Source organism: Janthinobacterium salmonicoloratum (genome assembly GCF_051380845.1).
In the GTDB taxonomy this organism is placed as follows: Bacteria; Pseudomonadota; Gammaproteobacteria; order Burkholderiales; family Burkholderiaceae_D; genus Janthinobacterium; species Janthinobacterium lividum_F.
Genome location: NZ_JBNYXV010000007.1, coordinates 61,867 through 77,887, shown reverse-complemented (window position 1 = coordinate 77,887; position 16,021 = coordinate 61,867). Strand labels below are relative to the sequence as shown.

Sequence of the window (16,021 nt, the reverse complement as noted above, 5' to 3'; positions counted from 1 at the left end):
CATGGGAAGGCAAGCGCCACCGCACTCCTCACTGGCAATTGCCGATTTTCCAGCAAGGGGAAGCGTATGCAGTAAATGCTCACCAAGCGCCTGCCCAATGAAAAAGCCGCTGCTCCCGAGGGAGGTCAGCGGCTTTTGCCTGCGTATAGTGCTTGCAGTATCTTGCTTTCGTCTAGGACGCTTCTTCCGGCGCCTGGGTGGCCTTGACGAAGATGGGCGCCACCAGCAGGCCCAGCTCGAACAGCAAGCACATCGGGATGGCCAGCGAGAACTGGCTGACCACGTCCGGCGGCGTGACGATGGCGGCAATCACGAAGGCGCCGACGATGATGTAGGGACGTATTTCCTTGAGTTTCGCGATGCTGACCAAGCCCATGCGCACGAGGATCACCACTACCACGGGCACCTCGAAGGTGGCGCCAAAGGCCAGGCACATCGACATGACGAAATCGAGGTAGTTTTCGATATCGGGCGTGACGGCGATCGACGACGGCGAAAAGTCGCTGATGAAGTGAAACACGCGGCCAAACACAAAGAAATAACAGAAAGCCACGCCGGCGATGAACAGCAGGGAAGACGAGATGACCAGCGGCGCGATCAGGCGCTTTTCATGCGTGTACAGGCCGGGGGCGATGAAGGCCCACATCTGGTACAGCACCCAGGGCAAGGCAACGATGAAGGCGATCACCAGGGTCACTTTCATCGGCACCAGGAACGGTGAAATGACGCCGGTGGCGATCATTTTCGAGCCGGCCGGCAGCGAAGCGATCATCGGCGCGGCAATAAAATCGTAGATATGCGAGGGGCCGGGCCAGTAAAACAGCACGGCGCAGACGATGGCGATGCCGATCGAGGCCTTGACCAGGCGGTTGCGCAGCTCGACCAGATGCGAGATAAAGGTTTCTTCCACCGGGGATTTGCTACTCATGAGTAAAAGGAGGAGGAACTGGCGCGCGGACGGAAACGCGCCACGCGAGCAGCCGCCGACTGCACGTGCTGCTTGCCGCCATGTCGCTGCTTGTACCAGCCAGGGATGGCGGAATTGCGCACCAGCTTCTTGCGGCGAAATTCGCGCGCCTTGCGGGCCAGGTCATCGTTGGTAGCGCGCAGCATGGCTTCATGGGCGTCGTGATGCCCCTCATACGCGCTTGCATCGCCGCGCCAGGCGTTTTCCACCTCGGCCAGGTTGCCGGAGATCGAGTTTTCCACGCCATGCATGGATTTCTCCACGCTTTGCTTGACGGAATGGGCCGCATCCTGCACTTCCTTCTGCAGGTTTTTCAGCTCTTCCATTTCAATTTCGCGCGAGACTTCGGATTTCACCTGGTTCAGGTAGCGTTGCGCGCGGCCATACAGGGTACCGGCCATGCGCGCCACTCTCGGCAGCTTTTCAGGGCCGATGACTATCAACGCAACCACGCCGATGATGGCGATTTTAGAGAGACCGAGATCGATCATAAGCGGACAAGGGCTGTTACCGGACGAGGCAAGCGCCCCGCCACGCTATCAGAACTTGCTTTTCTCTTTCGTCTCGACGTCGATGGTGCTTTTGTCGGCCACTTGCGATGGCGCAGCAGGAGGGGTATTGGCTGCCGCGGCGTCATCGTCGCCCTTGACGCCATCCTTGAAACCTTTGACGGCTTTGCCGATATCACCGCCGATATTGCCCAGTTTCTTGGTGCCGAAGACCAGCATCACAATGACCAGAACGATCACCCAGTGCCAAATACTCAATGAACCCATCACATTCTCCTTGCGGGACGGTGCCCGAATAGCGTCAACCAATGCCGGTAGTATACACGCGAACCCGGCGTACGGCGAAATCAGTGCTGGCCGCGCCAGGGGCGAGGACCGCCGTACACATGCATGTGCAGGTGATACACCTCTTGACCGCCGTTCGGGCCGCTGTTGATCATGGTCTTGAAGCCGCCGGCAGGCGTGCCATCGGCCTCATACGTGACGGCGCAGCCGAACTCGGCAGCGAGCTTCGGCGCCAGGCGCAGCAGCTTGCCCAGTATTTCCGTATGGCTGTCATCGCAGTCGGACAGGCTGGCCACGTGGCGCTTCGGGATCAACAGCAGATGCACGGGGGCGGCCGGGTTGATGTCCTTGAAGGCCAGCAAGTCCTCGTCTTCATACACGATAGACGAAGGAATTTGTTTTGCAGCAATCTTGCAGAAAATGCAGTTATCCACGCACGCTCCAGTAGGTCAGTGTTTGTCTGTTTCGCCAGCGTCGCGCAGTGCATCCTTGCGTGCCGCCTTTTCTTCGAGGCCCGACAAGCCTTCACGGCGCGCCAGCTCGTCGAGCACCTGCTGCGGCGTCAGGTCGAACTGCGCCAGCATCACCAGCGAGTGAAACCACAGGTCGGCGCATTCGTACAAGACCTTCGACGGGTCGTTGTCGCGCCGCGCATCCTTGGCGGCCATCACCGTTTCCGTGGCCTCTTCGCCGATTTTTTTCAGGATGGCGTCATCGCCCTTGGCAAACAGGCGCGCGACATAGGACGTGGCGGGGTCGCCGCCGTTGGCCGGCTTGCGCGATTCGATCACGGCGGCCAGGCGCTTCAAGGTTTCACTCATTTGCTCTTGCTTTCCGCATAAATCGTGTCAGGGTCTTTCAGGACGGGGTCGGTGATCTGCCATTCTCCCGTTTTTTCATCGCCTTCGAATTTCTGGAAGAAGCACGAATGGCGGCCCGTATGGCAGGCGATGCCGCCGGCTTGCTCGATTTTCAGCAAGACCACGTCCTCGTCGCAATCGAGGCGGATTTCCAGCACCTTTTGCGTGTGGCCGGACTCTTCGCCCTTGTGCCACAATTTCTTGCGCGAACGGCTCCAGTACACGGCTTCACCCAGCTCCACCGTGCGCGCCAACGCGTCGCGGTTCATCCAGGCAAACATCAGCACGTCATTGCTGCCCGCTTCCTGCGCGATCACGGGCACCAGGCCGTGCTCGTCCCATTTGACCTTTTTCAGCCACTTGGCATTGCTTGCTACGATGGTTCCGTTTTGCATGTTCTTCTACCCTGCTTGTATTTACTGCCTGTAGTTACGCCAGGCGCATCGGAATGCCCTGCTGCGCCATGAAACGCTTGGCTTCCTGCACCGTGTGCTGGCCATAATGGAAGATGCTGGCGGCCAGCACGGCGTCCGCGCGGCCCACCTTGATGCCATCGACCAGATCCTGCAAGCCGCCTACGCCACCCGAGGCAATCACGGGAATGCTGACGGCATCGGACACGCCACGCGTCAGGCCCAGGTCGAAACCCACCTTGGTGCCGTCGCGGTCCATGCTGGTGAGCAAGATTTCTCCGGCCCCCAGGCTTTCCATTTTACGCGCCCATTCGAACGCGTCCAGGCCGGTGGCAGTGCGCCCGCCGTGGGTAAACACTTCCCACTTGCCGGGCGACACCTGCTTGGCATCAATGGCGACGACGATGCATTGCGAGCCATGCTTTTGCGATGCCTCAAACACCAGTTGCGGATTCGTCACGGCCGAGGTGTTGATGCTGACCTTGTCGGCGCCCGCGTTGAGCAGCCGGCGCACGTCTTCCACCACGCGCACGCCGCCGCCCACGGTCAGCGGAATGAACACTTGCGACGCCACGGCTTCGATGATGTCGAAGATCAGGCCGCGGTTGTCGCTGGACGCGGTAATGTCGAGGAAAGTGATTTCGTCGGCGCCCTGCTCGTCATAACGGCGGGCGATTTCCACCGGGTCGCCGGCGTCGCGCAATTCCGTGAAATTGACGCCTTTGACGACGCGGCCATTGGTCACGTCGAGGCAGGGGATGATACGTTTTGCAAGCATGATGGTATCCAGATTGTCGCCAGGCCGGGCATGCATGCGCACACCCGGCCGGGCTGGCTTAAACGGCGGCGTCGGTCAATTCGTCGGCGCGCTCTTGCGCCTGCGCCAGGTCGATCGTGCCTTCATAGATGGAACGGCCGCAGATCACGCCTTCGATGCCTTCGGCCTGGACCGCGCACAGCGCTTCCACGTCGCCGATATTGTGCAGGCCGCCCGAGGCGATGACGGGGATCTTGACGGCTTGCGCCAGCTTGACGGTGGCTTCGATATTGATGCCGCCCATCATGCCGTCGCGGCCGATGTCCGTGTAGATGATCGATTCGACGCCGTAGGCTTCGAATTTTTTCGCCAGGTCGATCACTTCGTGGCCCGACATCTTGCTCCAGCCATCCGTTGCCACCTTGCCATCCTTGGCATCGAGGCCGACGATGATGTGGCCCGGGAAGGCGCCGCAGGCGTCGTGCAGGAAACCGGGGCTTTTCACGGCCGCCGTGCCGATGATGATGTAGGTGATGCCGGCGTCGAGATAGCGCTCGATGGTGTCGAGGTCACGGATGCCGCCGCCCAGCTGCACGGGGATTTCCTCGATATCGTTTTCCACGGCGAAATCCTGCACGGCCTTCAGGATGGCTTTCACGGCGCCTTCGTTCTTCGGCTTGCCGGCAAAGGCACCGTTCAGGTCGACCAGGTGCAGCCGGCGCGCGCCTTGCATCAGCCAATGGCGGGCCATTTCGGCCGGGTCTTCGGAAAATACGGTGGCAAGTTCCATATCGCCTTGTTTCAGGCGTACGCAGTGACCGTCTTTCAGGTCGATGGCGGGAATAAGCAGCATGGTCAGTGTGGTGTCAGAGTGAGTGAGGAGCGAAGCCGGATGGCCACGAAGGTACATCTATCAGGTACATTAAAAGGTACGTCAGGGTTGCCAGTGAACAAAGTTCTTGTACAGCTGCAAGCCAGCGGCAGCGCTTTTTTCAGGGTGAAACTGTGTCGCGAAAATATTATCACGGGCAACGGCGCACGCGAACGGCGCGCCATAGATAGTCTCGCCCACCGTGTGCGCCGCCTCTTGAGGTTGAGCAAAATAGCTGTGCACAAAGTAAAAATACGCGTTGTCGTCTATGCCATCCCACATCGCATGGGACGCCGTTTGACGCACTTGGTTCCAGCCCATTTGCGGCACCTTGAAACGCGAACCGTCTTCCTGCACCTGGCCGTCGAGCTGGAAGCGCACGACTTTGCCTGGCAGCAAGCCCAGACCGGCCGCGTCGCCCTCTTCGCTGCCGTCGAACAGCATTTGCTCGCCGATGCACACGCCCAGCACGGGCTTGCTGTCGGCGGCGCGCAGCAGCGCTTCCAGCACGCCCGATTCGCGCAGGCTGCGCATGCAGTCGGGCATGGCGCCCTGTCCTGGCAAGACGATGCGGTCGGCGCTGTCGATATCGGCAGCGAGGCCGGAAATGCGCACGTCGGCTTCCGGCGCCACGGCACGCAGCGCTTGCGCCACCGAGCGCAAGTTGCCCATGCCGTAATCCACCACCACAATTTTATTCATGTTTGATCTCGGAATCTACAGTGGTTCGCGGGCGCTTACAGGCTGCCCTTGGTCGATGGAATGATGCCGGCCGCGCGCTCGTCGAGCTCGGCAGCCATGCGCAGCGCGCGGCCAAAGGCCTTGAACACGGTTTCGCATTGGTGGTGGGCATTCGTGCCGCGCAAATTGTCGATATGCAAGGTCACGCCTGCATGGTTGACGAAGCCGCGGAAAAATTCCAGGGTCAGGTCGACGTCGAAGCCGGCGATCATGGCGCGCGTAAACGGGATGTGGTACTCGATGCCCGGGCGGCCCGAGAAATCGAGCACCACGCGCGACAGCGCCTCGTCCAGCGGCACGTACGCATGGCCATAGCGGCGGATGCCCTTCTTGTCGCCAATGGCCTTGGCCACGGCCATGCCCAGCGTGATGCCCACGTCTTCCACCGTATGGTGGTTGTCGATATGCACGTCGCCCGTCGCTTCGATATCCAGGTCGATCAAGCCGTGACGGGCGATCTGGTCCAGCATATGGTCGAGGAAGGGCACGCCGGTGTTCAGCTTCTGCTGGCCCGTGCCATCCAGATTGAGGGCGACGCGAACTTGCGTCTCATTGGTGTTGCGCGTGATTTCTGCGGTGCGGTTCATGGGAGGCTCTGGCGATAGGCTAAACGAGGGATGCCTTGAAGGCATCATAAAAAAGGGAATTCTCTTCCGGGGTGCTGACGCTGATGCGCAGGCAATTGGCCAGCGCAGCATGCATTTTACTCATATTTTTAATTAAAACCCTGCGGGCAAGCAGTTTTGCGCAAACATCGTCGGAATCAGCCACACGAATCAGAAGAAAATTTGCCTTCGAGGGGAACACGGTCACGCCTGGCAGCTCCGCCAGGCGCAGCGCCAGGTCGTCGCGCGCGCTGTTGAGCAAGGCCGCCTGGGCATTCAACACGTCGAGGTGCTCGAGCGCGAATTCGGCCGCCGCCTGCGTCAGCACATTCACATTGTACGGCGGACGCACTTTTTCAAGTTGCGCCAGCAAGGCCGGCGCGGCCGACATATAGCCGAGGCGTATGCCGGCCAGGCCCAGTTTCGACACGGTGCGCATCACCACCAGGTTCTCGAATTCGGGCAGGCGGCCCATGAAACTGTGCTGCGCGAACGGCTCGTACGCTTCGTCGACGACGGCGATGCCCGTGTCGCCGAGGGCGGCGAGAATGCGTTCGATATCGGCGCTAGCAAACAGGTTGCCCGTCGGGTTGTTCGGATAGGCGAGGAACACCAGCGCCGGGCGGTGCTCTTCGATGGCCGCCAGCATGGCCGGCATGTCCAGGCTGAAGTCCGGCTTCAACGGCACACCGACGAAATCCATGCCGGCAAACTGCGCCGAGCGGGCATACATGACGAAGGCCGGCACGGGCGCCAGCAACACGGCGCGCTTGCCCGGCTCCTGGTGGGCGCAAGCCATGGCCAGGATGGAAATGAGTTCATCGGAGCCGTTGCCCAGCATGACCTCATAGCCGGCGGGCACGCCGAGTTTGGCGCAGATGGCCGCCTGCAGGCTGGCGTAGGACGGCGGATAGCGGTTCAGCGCCACGCCGGCCAGGCGCGCGCCCAGTTCCTCGCGCAAATGCTGCGGCAGCGGATACGGGTTTTCCATCGCATCGAGTTTGATGTAACCGCTGGCATCGGCTACCTGGTAGCTTTTGACGGCCCGCACATCGGACCGCACGGTGTTGCTGATTAACTGATCGAGGAAAGACATGCTGCAAACACTCCTGATGGAATTAAATGGAGACTAAATGACGACGTCTTCCGGCACGGCGGCGCTGCGCGCCTTGCGGGCCGGTGCTTTTTTCACGGCCAGTGACTTCTTCACGGCAGCCGGCTTCTTGACAGCCGCCACTTTCTTCGCTGCCGCCCTGGCGGGCTTAGTCGCGGCCGGCGCGGCCAGCTCCTGCGTCAATGCCGCCAGGCGCTGTTCGATGATGGCACAGTAATCGGGATTCAATTCAAAGCCGACGAAAGCGCGCCCGCAGCGCTTCGCCGCCAGGGCCGTGGTGCCGCTGCCCATGAACAGGTCGAGCACCACGCCGCCGGGCGGGCACGAAGCCTTGACCATGCGCTCGATGATTTCCAGCGGCTTTTGCGTCGGGTGGTCGGCCCGTTCCGGGTGCTCCTTGTGCAGGCGCGACACGCTCCACAAGTCTTTCGGGTTGTAGCCCACTTCCAGCCATTTGGCGCCGATGAAGATCGAGCGCGAACGGGCTTTCTTGGTGGCCGCGTCGTAGGCGATGCGCACCGCGTCAAGGTCGAAGTAGTAATCCTTGCGCTTGACGAAGAAGCCGATGGTGTCGTGCACCGATGAAAAGCTGCGCACGCTGCCGCCCATGGACGGCACGCGGCGGTCCCAGATGATTTCATTCATCATCGCCATGCGCTGTTTCAGCATGACGAAGATCTCCGGCGAATAGCGCCAGGTCAGAAAGATATACAGGCTGCCGTTGGCTTTCAGCTTGGGCAGCGCCGCATCGATCCACTGTTCTGTCCAGCGCAGGTAGTCAGCCACCGACTGCTGGTCCGAGGCATTGCCGTAATCCTTGCCCAGGTTGTAGGGCGGATCCGTCAGGATCAGGTCCACCGAGCCATCGGGAATGCGCGCCAGCCCCGCCAGCGCGTCTTCGCAATAGACCCGGTTGACCCAGTCCGGCTGATCCGCCATATTCGTCATGACTGCGGCTTCAAACGCAGTTCGGCGCTGCGCGCGTGCGCTTGCAAGCCTTCGCCATACGCCAGGGTGGCGGCGACACGACCCAGGGTTTGCGCGCCAGCCTCGCTGACATGAATGATGGACGAGCGCTTCTGGAAGTCGTATACGCCCAGCGGCGACGAAAAGCGCGCCGTGCGCGAGGTCGGCAGCACGTGATTGGGACCGCAGCAATAGTCGCCCAGCGATTCGGACGAGAAGCGGCCCAGGAACATGGCGCCCGCGTGGCGTATCTGCTCGGCCCACTGCTGCGGGTTTTCCGCCGAGATTTCCAGGTGTTCCGCGGCGATGGAATTGGCGATTTCACACGCTTCTTGCATACTACGCACCTTGATCAGCGCGCCCCTGTCCTGCAGCGAGGTGCTGATGGTGGCCTGACGCGGCATCGTCGGCAGCAGCTTGGCGATGCTCTGTTCGACTTGCGCGATATAGTCGGCGTCGGGGCACAGCAAAATCGCTTGCGCCAGCTCGTCGTGCTCGGCCTGCGAAAACAGGTCCATCGCGACCCAGTCGGGGTCCGTCGTGCCGTCGCACAGCACGAGGATTTCGGACGGTCCGGCGATCATGTCGATGCCGACGATGCCGAACACGCGACGCTTGGCGGCAGCCACATAGGCGTTGCCGGGACCGACGATTTTATCTACGGCGGCAATCGTCTGCGTGCCGTAGGCCAGCGCGCCGACGGCTTGCGCGCCGCCGATGGTGATCACGCGCGTCACGCCGGCAATCGCGGCGGCGGCCAGCACCATCTGGTTTTTCACGCCATCGGGCGTCGGCACCACCATGATGATTTCGCCCACGCCCGCCACGTGCGCGGGAATGGCGTTCATCAGCACGGACGATGGATACGCTGCCTTGCCGCCCGGGACGTAGATGCCGACCCGGTCCAGCGGCGTGATCTTCTGGCCCAGCACCGTGCCATCGGGCTCGGTGTAGGTAAAACCGCGCAATTCCTCGCGCTGGCGTTCGTGGAAGGCGCGGATGCGCTGCGCGGCGATCTGCAGCGCTTCGCGCTGCGCCGACGGCAAGCCGTTCAGGGCCGCCTGCAATTCGGCTTGCGAAATATCGAAGGCCGCCATTTCCGCCGCGCCGCCATGCGGGATGCGGTCGAAACGGTTGGTGTATTCCAGTACGGCGGCGTCGCCGCGCGTTTTCACATCGGCCAGGATTTTCGCGACCGACGTTTCAATCGCTGCATCGGTGCCCGCCTCGAACGCCAGCAAGGTGTCGAGCGATTGTTGGAAACCATCCTGGCTTGAATCGAGCTTGCGTATCTGTATCGGCATAATCGGCTTTCTGCTACTGAGTGTCTAGGCTTGCGAAGCGCGTTCAAACGCCTCGATGATCGGCTGCAAGCGCTCGCGCTTGAGCTTGAGCGCAGCCTGGTTGACCACCAGGCGCGACGAAATTTCCATGATGTGCTCGACCTCGACGAGGTTGTTCGCGCGCAGCGTGCTGCCCGTGCTGACCAGGTCGACGATGGCGTCGGACAGGCCCACCAAGGGCGCCAGCTCCATCGAGCCATACAGCTTGATCAGGTCGACGTGCACGCCCTTGGCGGCGAAATGCTCGCGCGCCGTGTGCACGAACTTGGTGGCTACGCGCAAGCGCGCGCCCTGGTGCACGGCTTTTTCGTAGTCAAAACCGGCCTGCACCGCCACCGACATGCGGCAGGCGGCGATATTCAGGTCAATCGGCTGGTACAGGCCTTCACCGCCGTGCTCGAGCAAGACATCCTTGCCCGCCACGCCGAAATCGGCCGCGCCGTACTGCACGTAGGTCGGCACGTCGCTGGCGCGCACGATGATGACGCGCACGTTCGGATCGTTGGTCGCCAAAATCAGCTTGCGCGAGGTCTCCGGGTTTTCCAGTACCTTGATGCCGGCCGCTTCCAGCAGCGGCATGGTGTCCTCAAAAATGCGGCCTTTCGAGAGCGCCAGTATCAGCTGCGAATTGTCGCCCGTGTTCGATCCGTTCATGCTCATTCCTTGTTATTTGATGCGTACGATGTTCGCGCCGACGGCCGACAATTTCACTTCCATGCGGTCGTAGCCGCGGTCGAGGTGATAGATGCGGTCGATCAGGGTTTCGCCATCGGCGGCCAGGGCCGCGATCACCAGCGACGCCGAGGCGCGCAGGTCGGTCGCCATCACGGGCGCACCGCGCAACTGCTTGACGCCGGCGATGATGGCCGTGTTGCCCTCGATGGTGATGTCGGCGCCCAGGCGGTTCATTTCCTGCACGTGCATGAAGCGGTTCTCGAAAATCGTCTCGGTGACGCGGCTGGCGCCATTGGCGATCGTGTTCACGGCCATGAACTGCGCCTGCATGTCGGTCGGGAACCCCGGGTACTCCGTGGTGCGGAAACTGACGGGGTTCGGACGAGCCGACATCTCGGCGCGGATCCAGTCGGCGCCGAAGGTCATCGTCAGGCCCATGGCGCGCAGCTTGTCGAGCGCCGCGTCGAGGATATCGGTGCGCACATTGCGCAGGGTGATATCGCCGCCGGTGGCTGCCACGGCGCACAGGAAGGTGCCCGTTTCGATACGGTCGGCGATCACCGAATGCGAGGCGCCGTGCAGCGCGTCCACGCCCTGGATCACCAGGCGGCTGGTGCCGATGCCGTCGATCTTGGCGCCCATGGCCAGCAGCAGGTGGGCCAAATCGGTCACTTCCGGTTCGCAGGCGGCGTTTTCCAGGATGGTCTCGCCTTCGGCCAGGGTCGCGGCCATCAGCAGGTTTTCGGTGCCGGTGACGGTGATCATGTCGGTAACGATGCGCGCGCCTTTCAGCTTGGCGCACTTGGCGTAGATGTAGCCCGCCTCGATGCGGATCTCGGCGCCCAGCGCTTCCAGGCCCTTGATGTGCTGGTCGACAGGACGCGAACCGATGGCGCAGCCGCCCGGCAGCGAGACCTTGGCTTCGCCGAAGCGCGCCAGCATGGGGCCCAGCACCAGGATCGAGGCGCGCATGGTTTTCACCAGTTCATACGGCGCTTCCAGGGTGTCGATGGCGCTGCCGTTCAAGACCACGCGGTCGCCGTCCTGCTGCACTTTCAGGCCCGTCTGGCCCAGGAGTTTCAACATGGTGGCGACGTCGTGCAGGTGCGGCACGTTCGTCAGGTCCAGGTCGCCCGCGGTCAAGAGACCGGCGCACAGGATGGGCAGGGCGGCGTTTTTCGCGCCGGAGATGGCGATGTCGCCGTTCAGGCGGTTGCCGCCGTTGATGAGGAGCTTGTCCATGTGCTTATCCTTGGAATTCTTCAGGTGTCAGGGTTTTCATCGACAGCGCGTGGATTTCTTCGCGCATGCGGTCGCCCAGCGCCGCGTAGACGATCTGGTGGCGCTGGATCAGGCGCTTGCCGGCAAACGCGGGCGAAACGATCACGGCCTGGAAGTGCTGGCCATCGCCCTCCACTTCGAGGTGCGTGCATTCGAGGCCGGCCGACAGATAGCCGTGGATCAGTTCTGGAGTGGTGGTCACGATAAGTCCTTGATATTGAATAATGTAGTGATGTGATGTGCCGCAATCAGTGGCGCAAACGATAGCCGCTTTTCAACAGGCGGATCGACGCCAGCGCCAGGATCACGAGGAAGCCGGCGACGATGGAAAGGCTGAGCCACGGGCTGACGTCGGATACGCCGAAGAAGCCGTAGCGGAAGCCGTCGATCATGTAAAAGAAAGGGTTCAGGTGCGATACCGTCTGCCAGAAGGCAGGTAGCGAGTGGATCGAATAGAACACGCCCGACAGGAAGGTGGCCGGCATGATCAGGAAGTTCTGGAAGGCGGCCAGCTGGTCGAATTTCTCGGCCCAGATGCCGGCGATCAGGCCCATGGTGCCCAGCATGGCGGCGCCCAGGAAGGCGAAGACGACGATCCACAGGGGCGCGACAAACGACAGGTCAGCGAACCAGCAAGTGATGGCAAACACGCCAAAGCCCACAGCCAGGCCGCGCGCAACGGAAGCGAGTACATACGCCGAGAAGATTTCCCAGTGCGACAGGGGAGTGAGCAGCACGAACACCAGGTTGCCCGTGATCTTCGACTGGATCAGCGAGGACGAGGAATTGGCGAAGGCGTTTTGCAGCACGCTCATCATCACCAGGCCGGGAATCAAAAAGGCCGTATAGCTGACGCCGGGACTCGGCTCCACGCGGCCATCCAACACATGGCCGAACACCAGCAGGTACAGCATCGACGTGAGCACGGGCGCGGCCACGGTTTGCGTCGCCACTTTCCAGAAGCGCAGCGTCTCTTTGTAGACGAGGGTGCGAAATCCTGTCGAAATCATACGGTACCTTTATCCATGATCTGCAAGAAGATATCTTCCAGGTCGGCTTGTTGCAATTGCATTTCATCGATCTCGGCGCCAGATTCGCGCAGGCGGGCGAGGATTTTCTCGACTTCGCTGTATTCGTTGACGCGCAGGCTGAACTTGTTCGGCGCCTGCTGTTCTTCCGGGTGCAGCACCAGGTGCTGCAGGTCGGCCGGCAAGGCGCCGTGTTTCAGGTGCACCTGCAGCTGCGAGCCGGCGATGCGGCGGATCAGGGCCGACATGGTGTCGAGCGCCACCACCTTGCCGGTTTTCAGCATGGCCACGCGCTGGCACATGGCTTGCGCCTCTTCCAGGTAGTGGGTGGTCAGCACGACCGTGTGGCCGCCTTCGCGGTTCAGGCGCGAGATGAACTTCCACAGGGTCTGGCGCAGTTCCACGTCGACGCCGGCAGTCGGCTCATCGAGCACGATGACGGGCGGCTTGTGCACCAGCGCCTGGGCGACGAGCACGCGGCGCTTCATGCCGCCGGACAGGGCGCGCATATTCGTGTCGGCCTTGCCAGTCAGGTCGAGGTTTTCCATGACCTCGTCGATCCACTTGTCGTTGTTCGGCAGGCCGAAATAGCCGGACTGCAGGCGCAGGGTTTCGCGCACGGTGAAAAACGGGTCGAACACCAGCTCCTGCGGCACCACGCCCAGGTTGCGGCGCGCATTGCGGAAGTCCGTGACCACATCGTGGCCATGGATCTTGACAGTGCCCGCGTCGGGGCGTATCAGGCCGGCGATGATGGAAATGAGGGTGGTCTTGCCGGCGCCATTCGGGCCGAGCAGGCCGAAAAATTCGCCCTCCTCGATGGCCAGCGACACGCCGCCCAGCGCCTTGAGCGATTTATAGCTCTTTTCTACATTCGTTATTTGAATTGCGGTCATGTGCTTGTTTCAAGTGTAATGCGTCTGGTGTGATGCGCCAGTTGCCGGAGATATCCAGGCCGGTGCAGGGCGCCGCCTTCAAGCGAGGACAGCGCAACAGTCAATTATAGTTGGAAAATTCGTGGAACACTTGGAGATCAATCCGGCGGCGCTGCTGGCCTGCCGGCTTGAAAGCTACTGCTGATGCGGGGAGTGGGACAGGATCAATGATGATGCAGGTCGGACGGGCTGCGTTCGGCGTGGCCGCCGGCGCTGGCGCAGTCGTCGGCGCTCAGGGTGCTCGAGACGAGCGAGCAGACGCCATACAGCTTGGTGAGGTTTTTCAGATTGTTCGGCAGGTTTTTCAGCTCCAGCACGCCGCCGGCATCCTGCGCGGCGCGCTGCCACGTCAGCATGACGGAGACGGCTGCCGAATCGACGGCCTTGACGTTGCGCAAATCAAACTTCGTCTGACCCGAGCGGATGGCGTCCAGACCCTGCTCCAATGCCGAAGTGGCATTGTGCACGGTCAGGGAAGTCAGGGACTGCAAGGTGTCGAGAGAGTCGGGCATGGCGTCGGGCTGCGCTTGTCTGGAGCTGGTTCAGGAGCTATATGATAGCCGATTATTTGGCTTTGACAGCGGGACGGCTGGCCAGGGCCTTGTTTTTCGCAGCCAGGGTCTTGATCAGGCCATCGACGCCGCCTTTGCTGATCTCGCTGGCAAAGCTGCTTTTGTACGTTTCCACCAGCCACGCGCCGAGCACGTTGATGTCATAGATCTTCCAGCCGGTCGGGGTTTTCGCCACGCGGTAGTTGAGGGGCACGGGTTCGCCGCGCGCCACGTTCACCTGCGAGCGCACTTCCACTTCCGTATCGCTAGGATCGGCGCGCAACGGCTTGAATTCCACGGTTTCGTTCTTGATCTGCGACAGGGCGCCCGAATACGTGTAGATCAGCAGGGTGCGGAATTCTGCGGCCAGCTGCTTCTGCTGGTCCGGCGTGGCATCGCGCCAGAAGCGGCCGGCGGCCAGCGCCGTCATGCGCTGGAAATCCACGTATGGCAGGATCTTGCTTTCCACCAATTCGGTGACGCGCTTGATATCGCCAGCCTGAATGGCCTTGTCGGCCTTGGCCGTGTCGATCACGTCCTGGCTGATGCGTTTGACCAATACATCCGGCGCTTCCAAGGCGGGGGCGGCCTGGGCGGCGGTGGCAAAGGCGATGGTGGCCATCGCCAGCAGTTGTTTCATCATTTTCATGGTTCTACCTTTCATGGTGTTGCTATGCACCGGCTGGCGTTGATCGCAGCCGTGGTGTTCCTGTACCAGAGTTTACTCCTGAGGCTTTGCCTCGGAAGCCACGGTTTTGCTACCAGATGTTACGAGGTCAGCCGGCGCCACATCGGCCGCTGCCGTCGCAGGCGGCGTTTCCGCTGGGACAGCCTGCGGTTGCGCCTCATAGGCCGGCTCATAATCGCTGGTGTCGTTTTTTGGCACTTTGCGGTCGCGGCGGTCCGTATCGCCATCGAAAACCTTGCTTTCGCGCGCCTGCAGGAAGCCGTCGCGGATGAATTCATAGCGGTCCAGCGCAGCCGCTTCCATCAGGTTGGTCGCGTCGAGCAGCGCGGCGCGCTTGTCGACCACGCGCGTCACCGTGCCGATATTACGCACATTGACCGGATCCTTGTAGCGCCATGGGTCGCCCGCAATATCGAGCGGCAGGGCCGCCGTGTCGCGCACGGTCGATGGGCCCAGCAGCGGCAGCATCACGTACGGACCAGGCTGGACGCCATACCAGCCCAGGGTCTGGCCAAAGTCTTCGTTATGCTTGGGAATGCCCGCCTGCGACGCGATGTCGAGCAGGCCGAGAAGTCCGAAGGTCGAGTTCATGCTGACGCGCACGACGTCTTGCAGGCCCGCTTCACCCTTGCCTTGCAGCAAGTTGTTCACGGCGCTCCACACATCGGACAAGTTGCCGAAGAAATTGCCCACGCCCGTTTGCACGAACGACGGCGTGACCTTCTTGTAGGCCGTGGCGACCGGTTTCAGGGCGACCTGGTCGACGGTGTCGTTGAACTTGAACATGGCGCGGTTGTACCCTTCCAGCGGGTCGCGCGGATTGGTGCCGGTGGCGCAGGCGCTCACGCTGGCGGCGATGGCCAGGGCCAGGCCGATACGTACCAGACTGCCTTGGGATTTCTTGGTCGACTCGCTCATTTGCTGTCCTTTCCTTCCGCTGCCTTGCTGTAGATGAACTGATTGATCAGGTCCTCCAGCACTGTGGCCGATTGAGTACGGGCGACCTTGTCGCCCTCTGCCAGGTTCGCCAAATCACCGCCTGCTTCCAGGCCGATATATTGCTCACCCAGCAAACCGGCCGTCAAAATCTTGGCCGAGCTGTCTTTCGGAAATTTGTAGCCATCTTCGATGTCGAGTTTCACCAGCGCCTGGTAAGTCTTGTCGTCAAACCGGATCTCCGCCACGCGCCCCACCACCACGCCAGCACCCTTGACGGGCGCCTGCGGCTTGAGGCCGCCAATATTGTCGAACTTGGCACTAATGGTATACGTCTTGCTGAAAGACAGCGAGCTCATATTGCCAGCCTTGAACGCCAGAAACATCACTGCCGCCACACCCAGCAAGACGAACAAGCCGACCCAGACATCCAAAGATTTACGTTGCATAAACAATCCTAAATAATTTTTACTTGCTGCCGCCTGCGCAACATCTT

General features: G+C 61.5%; 22 protein-coding genes. All 22 read right to left on the bottom strand.

The features are described from left to right. Positions 1 to 172: 172 nt before the first annotated feature. The gene (gene tatC / locus ACQ4WY_RS24725) at positions 173 to 928 is read right to left on the bottom strand and encodes a twin-arginine translocase subunit TatC (protein WP_436506341.1); all 756 of its coding nucleotides are present in this window, start codon (positions 926 to 928) and stop codon (positions 173 to 175) included. After that, a complete protein-coding gene (gene tatB / locus ACQ4WY_RS24720; RefSeq protein ID WP_353659537.1) occupies positions 925 to 1,458 on the bottom strand; it encodes a Sec-independent protein translocase protein TatB in 534 nt (177 codons plus the stop codon). The genes tatC and tatB overlap by 4 nt, the downstream gene beginning before the upstream one ends. Positions 1,459 to 1,506: 48 nt before the next feature. After that, the gene (gene tatA, locus ACQ4WY_RS24715) at positions 1,507 to 1,743 is read right to left on the bottom strand and encodes a Sec-independent protein translocase subunit TatA (RefSeq protein WP_353659536.1); all 237 of its coding nucleotides are present in this window, start codon (positions 1,741 to 1,743) and stop codon (positions 1,507 to 1,509) included. Positions 1,744 to 1,823: 80 nt separating this feature from the next. Continuing rightward, complete coding sequence (locus ACQ4WY_RS24710; protein ID WP_289952478.1) at positions 1,824 to 2,195, bottom strand: histidine triad nucleotide-binding protein; 372 nt, start codon at positions 2,193 to 2,195, stop codon at positions 1,824 to 1,826. 15 nt (positions 2,196 to 2,210) lie between these two features. Then, positions 2,211 to 2,582 carry a phosphoribosyl-ATP diphosphatase gene (locus ACQ4WY_RS24705; protein ID WP_436506340.1) on the bottom strand — a complete coding sequence of 124 codons (372 nt, stop codon included), beginning with the start codon at positions 2,580 to 2,582 and terminating at the stop codon, positions 2,211 to 2,213. Then, entirely contained in the window at positions 2,579 to 3,016 is a 438-nt protein-coding gene (hisI, locus tag ACQ4WY_RS24700; RefSeq protein WP_353659535.1) for a phosphoribosyl-AMP cyclohydrolase, read from the bottom strand. The genes ACQ4WY_RS24705 and hisI overlap by 4 nt, the downstream gene beginning before the upstream one ends. A gap of 34 nt (positions 3,017 to 3,050) precedes the next feature. Beyond that, positions 3,051 to 3,812, bottom strand: coding sequence for an imidazole glycerol phosphate synthase subunit HisF (gene hisF, locus ACQ4WY_RS24695; protein WP_070219637.1), 762 nt, complete (start codon positions 3,810 to 3,812; stop codon positions 3,051 to 3,053). A 58-nt stretch (positions 3,813 to 3,870) separates the two neighbouring features. Beyond that, positions 3,871 to 4,644, bottom strand: a complete 774-nt coding sequence (gene hisA / locus ACQ4WY_RS24690; RefSeq protein WP_070219639.1) for a 1-(5-phosphoribosyl)-5-[(5-phosphoribosylamino)methylideneamino]imidazole-4-carboxamide isomerase — start codon at positions 4,642 to 4,644, stop codon at positions 3,871 to 3,873. 81 nt (positions 4,645 to 4,725) lie between these two features. Further along, complete coding sequence (gene hisH, locus ACQ4WY_RS24685; protein ID WP_436506339.1) at positions 4,726 to 5,364, bottom strand: imidazole glycerol phosphate synthase subunit HisH; 639 nt, start codon at positions 5,362 to 5,364, stop codon at positions 4,726 to 4,728. Between the two features lie 35 nt (positions 5,365 to 5,399). Then, positions 5,400 to 5,990 (bottom strand): imidazoleglycerol-phosphate dehydratase HisB, encoded by a 591-nt coding sequence (hisB, locus tag ACQ4WY_RS24680; protein WP_010402123.1) that lies wholly within the window; start codon positions 5,988 to 5,990, stop codon positions 5,400 to 5,402. Between the two features lie 19 nt (positions 5,991 to 6,009). Continuing rightward, positions 6,010 to 7,104: a histidinol-phosphate transaminase gene (gene hisC / locus ACQ4WY_RS24675; RefSeq protein ID WP_436506338.1), complete on the bottom strand. Its 1,095-nt coding sequence runs from the start codon at positions 7,102 to 7,104 to the stop codon at positions 6,010 to 6,012. A gap of 33 nt (positions 7,105 to 7,137) precedes the next feature. After that, a complete protein-coding gene (locus ACQ4WY_RS24670) occupies positions 7,138 to 8,070 on the bottom strand; it encodes a DNA-methyltransferase (protein WP_436506337.1) in 933 nt (310 codons plus the stop codon). Next, a complete protein-coding gene (gene hisD / locus ACQ4WY_RS24665; protein WP_436506335.1) occupies positions 8,067 to 9,392 on the bottom strand; it encodes a histidinol dehydrogenase in 1,326 nt (441 codons plus the stop codon). The genes ACQ4WY_RS24670 and hisD overlap by 4 nt, the downstream gene beginning before the upstream one ends. Before the next feature lie 24 nt (positions 9,393 to 9,416). Then, positions 9,417 to 10,091: an ATP phosphoribosyltransferase gene (gene hisG, locus ACQ4WY_RS24660; RefSeq protein WP_436506334.1), complete on the bottom strand. Its 675-nt coding sequence runs from the start codon at positions 10,089 to 10,091 to the stop codon at positions 9,417 to 9,419. Positions 10,092 to 10,097: 6 nt separating this feature from the next. Continuing rightward, entirely contained in the window at positions 10,098 to 11,348 is a 1,251-nt protein-coding gene (murA, locus tag ACQ4WY_RS24655) for a UDP-N-acetylglucosamine 1-carboxyvinyltransferase (RefSeq protein WP_436506333.1), read from the bottom strand. A gap of 4 nt (positions 11,349 to 11,352) precedes the next feature. Next, entirely contained in the window at positions 11,353 to 11,589 is a 237-nt protein-coding gene (locus tag ACQ4WY_RS24650) for a BolA family protein (protein WP_034753824.1), read from the bottom strand. A 46-nt stretch (positions 11,590 to 11,635) separates the two neighbouring features. After that, entirely contained in the window at positions 11,636 to 12,397 is a 762-nt protein-coding gene (locus ACQ4WY_RS24645; protein ID WP_034753822.1) for an ABC transporter permease, read from the bottom strand. After that, positions 12,394 to 13,311: an ABC transporter ATP-binding protein gene (locus tag ACQ4WY_RS24640; protein ID WP_436506331.1), complete on the bottom strand. Its 918-nt coding sequence runs from the start codon at positions 13,309 to 13,311 to the stop codon at positions 12,394 to 12,396. The genes ACQ4WY_RS24645 and ACQ4WY_RS24640 overlap by 4 nt, the downstream gene beginning before the upstream one ends. A gap of 203 nt (positions 13,312 to 13,514) precedes the next feature. Further along, the gene (locus tag ACQ4WY_RS24635; protein ID WP_034780949.1) at positions 13,515 to 13,862 is read right to left on the bottom strand and encodes an STAS domain-containing protein; all 348 of its coding nucleotides are present in this window, start codon (positions 13,860 to 13,862) and stop codon (positions 13,515 to 13,517) included. A gap of 52 nt (positions 13,863 to 13,914) precedes the next feature. Beyond that, positions 13,915 to 14,550 carry an MlaC/ttg2D family ABC transporter substrate-binding protein gene (locus tag ACQ4WY_RS24630; RefSeq protein WP_353659527.1) on the bottom strand — a complete coding sequence of 212 codons (636 nt, stop codon included), beginning with the start codon at positions 14,548 to 14,550 and terminating at the stop codon, positions 13,915 to 13,917. Positions 14,551 to 14,622: 72 nt separating this feature from the next. Next, on the bottom strand, positions 14,623 to 15,507 hold the full coding sequence (locus ACQ4WY_RS24625) for an MlaA family lipoprotein (RefSeq protein ID WP_436506329.1): 885 nt from the start codon (positions 15,505 to 15,507) through the stop codon (positions 14,623 to 14,625). Then, positions 15,504 to 15,974, bottom strand: a complete 471-nt coding sequence (mlaD, locus tag ACQ4WY_RS24620) for an outer membrane lipid asymmetry maintenance protein MlaD (RefSeq protein ID WP_353659525.1) — start codon at positions 15,972 to 15,974, stop codon at positions 15,504 to 15,506. Before mlaD ends, ACQ4WY_RS24625 begins: the two co-directional genes overlap by 4 nt. Positions 15,975 to 16,021: the final 47 nt, after the last annotated feature.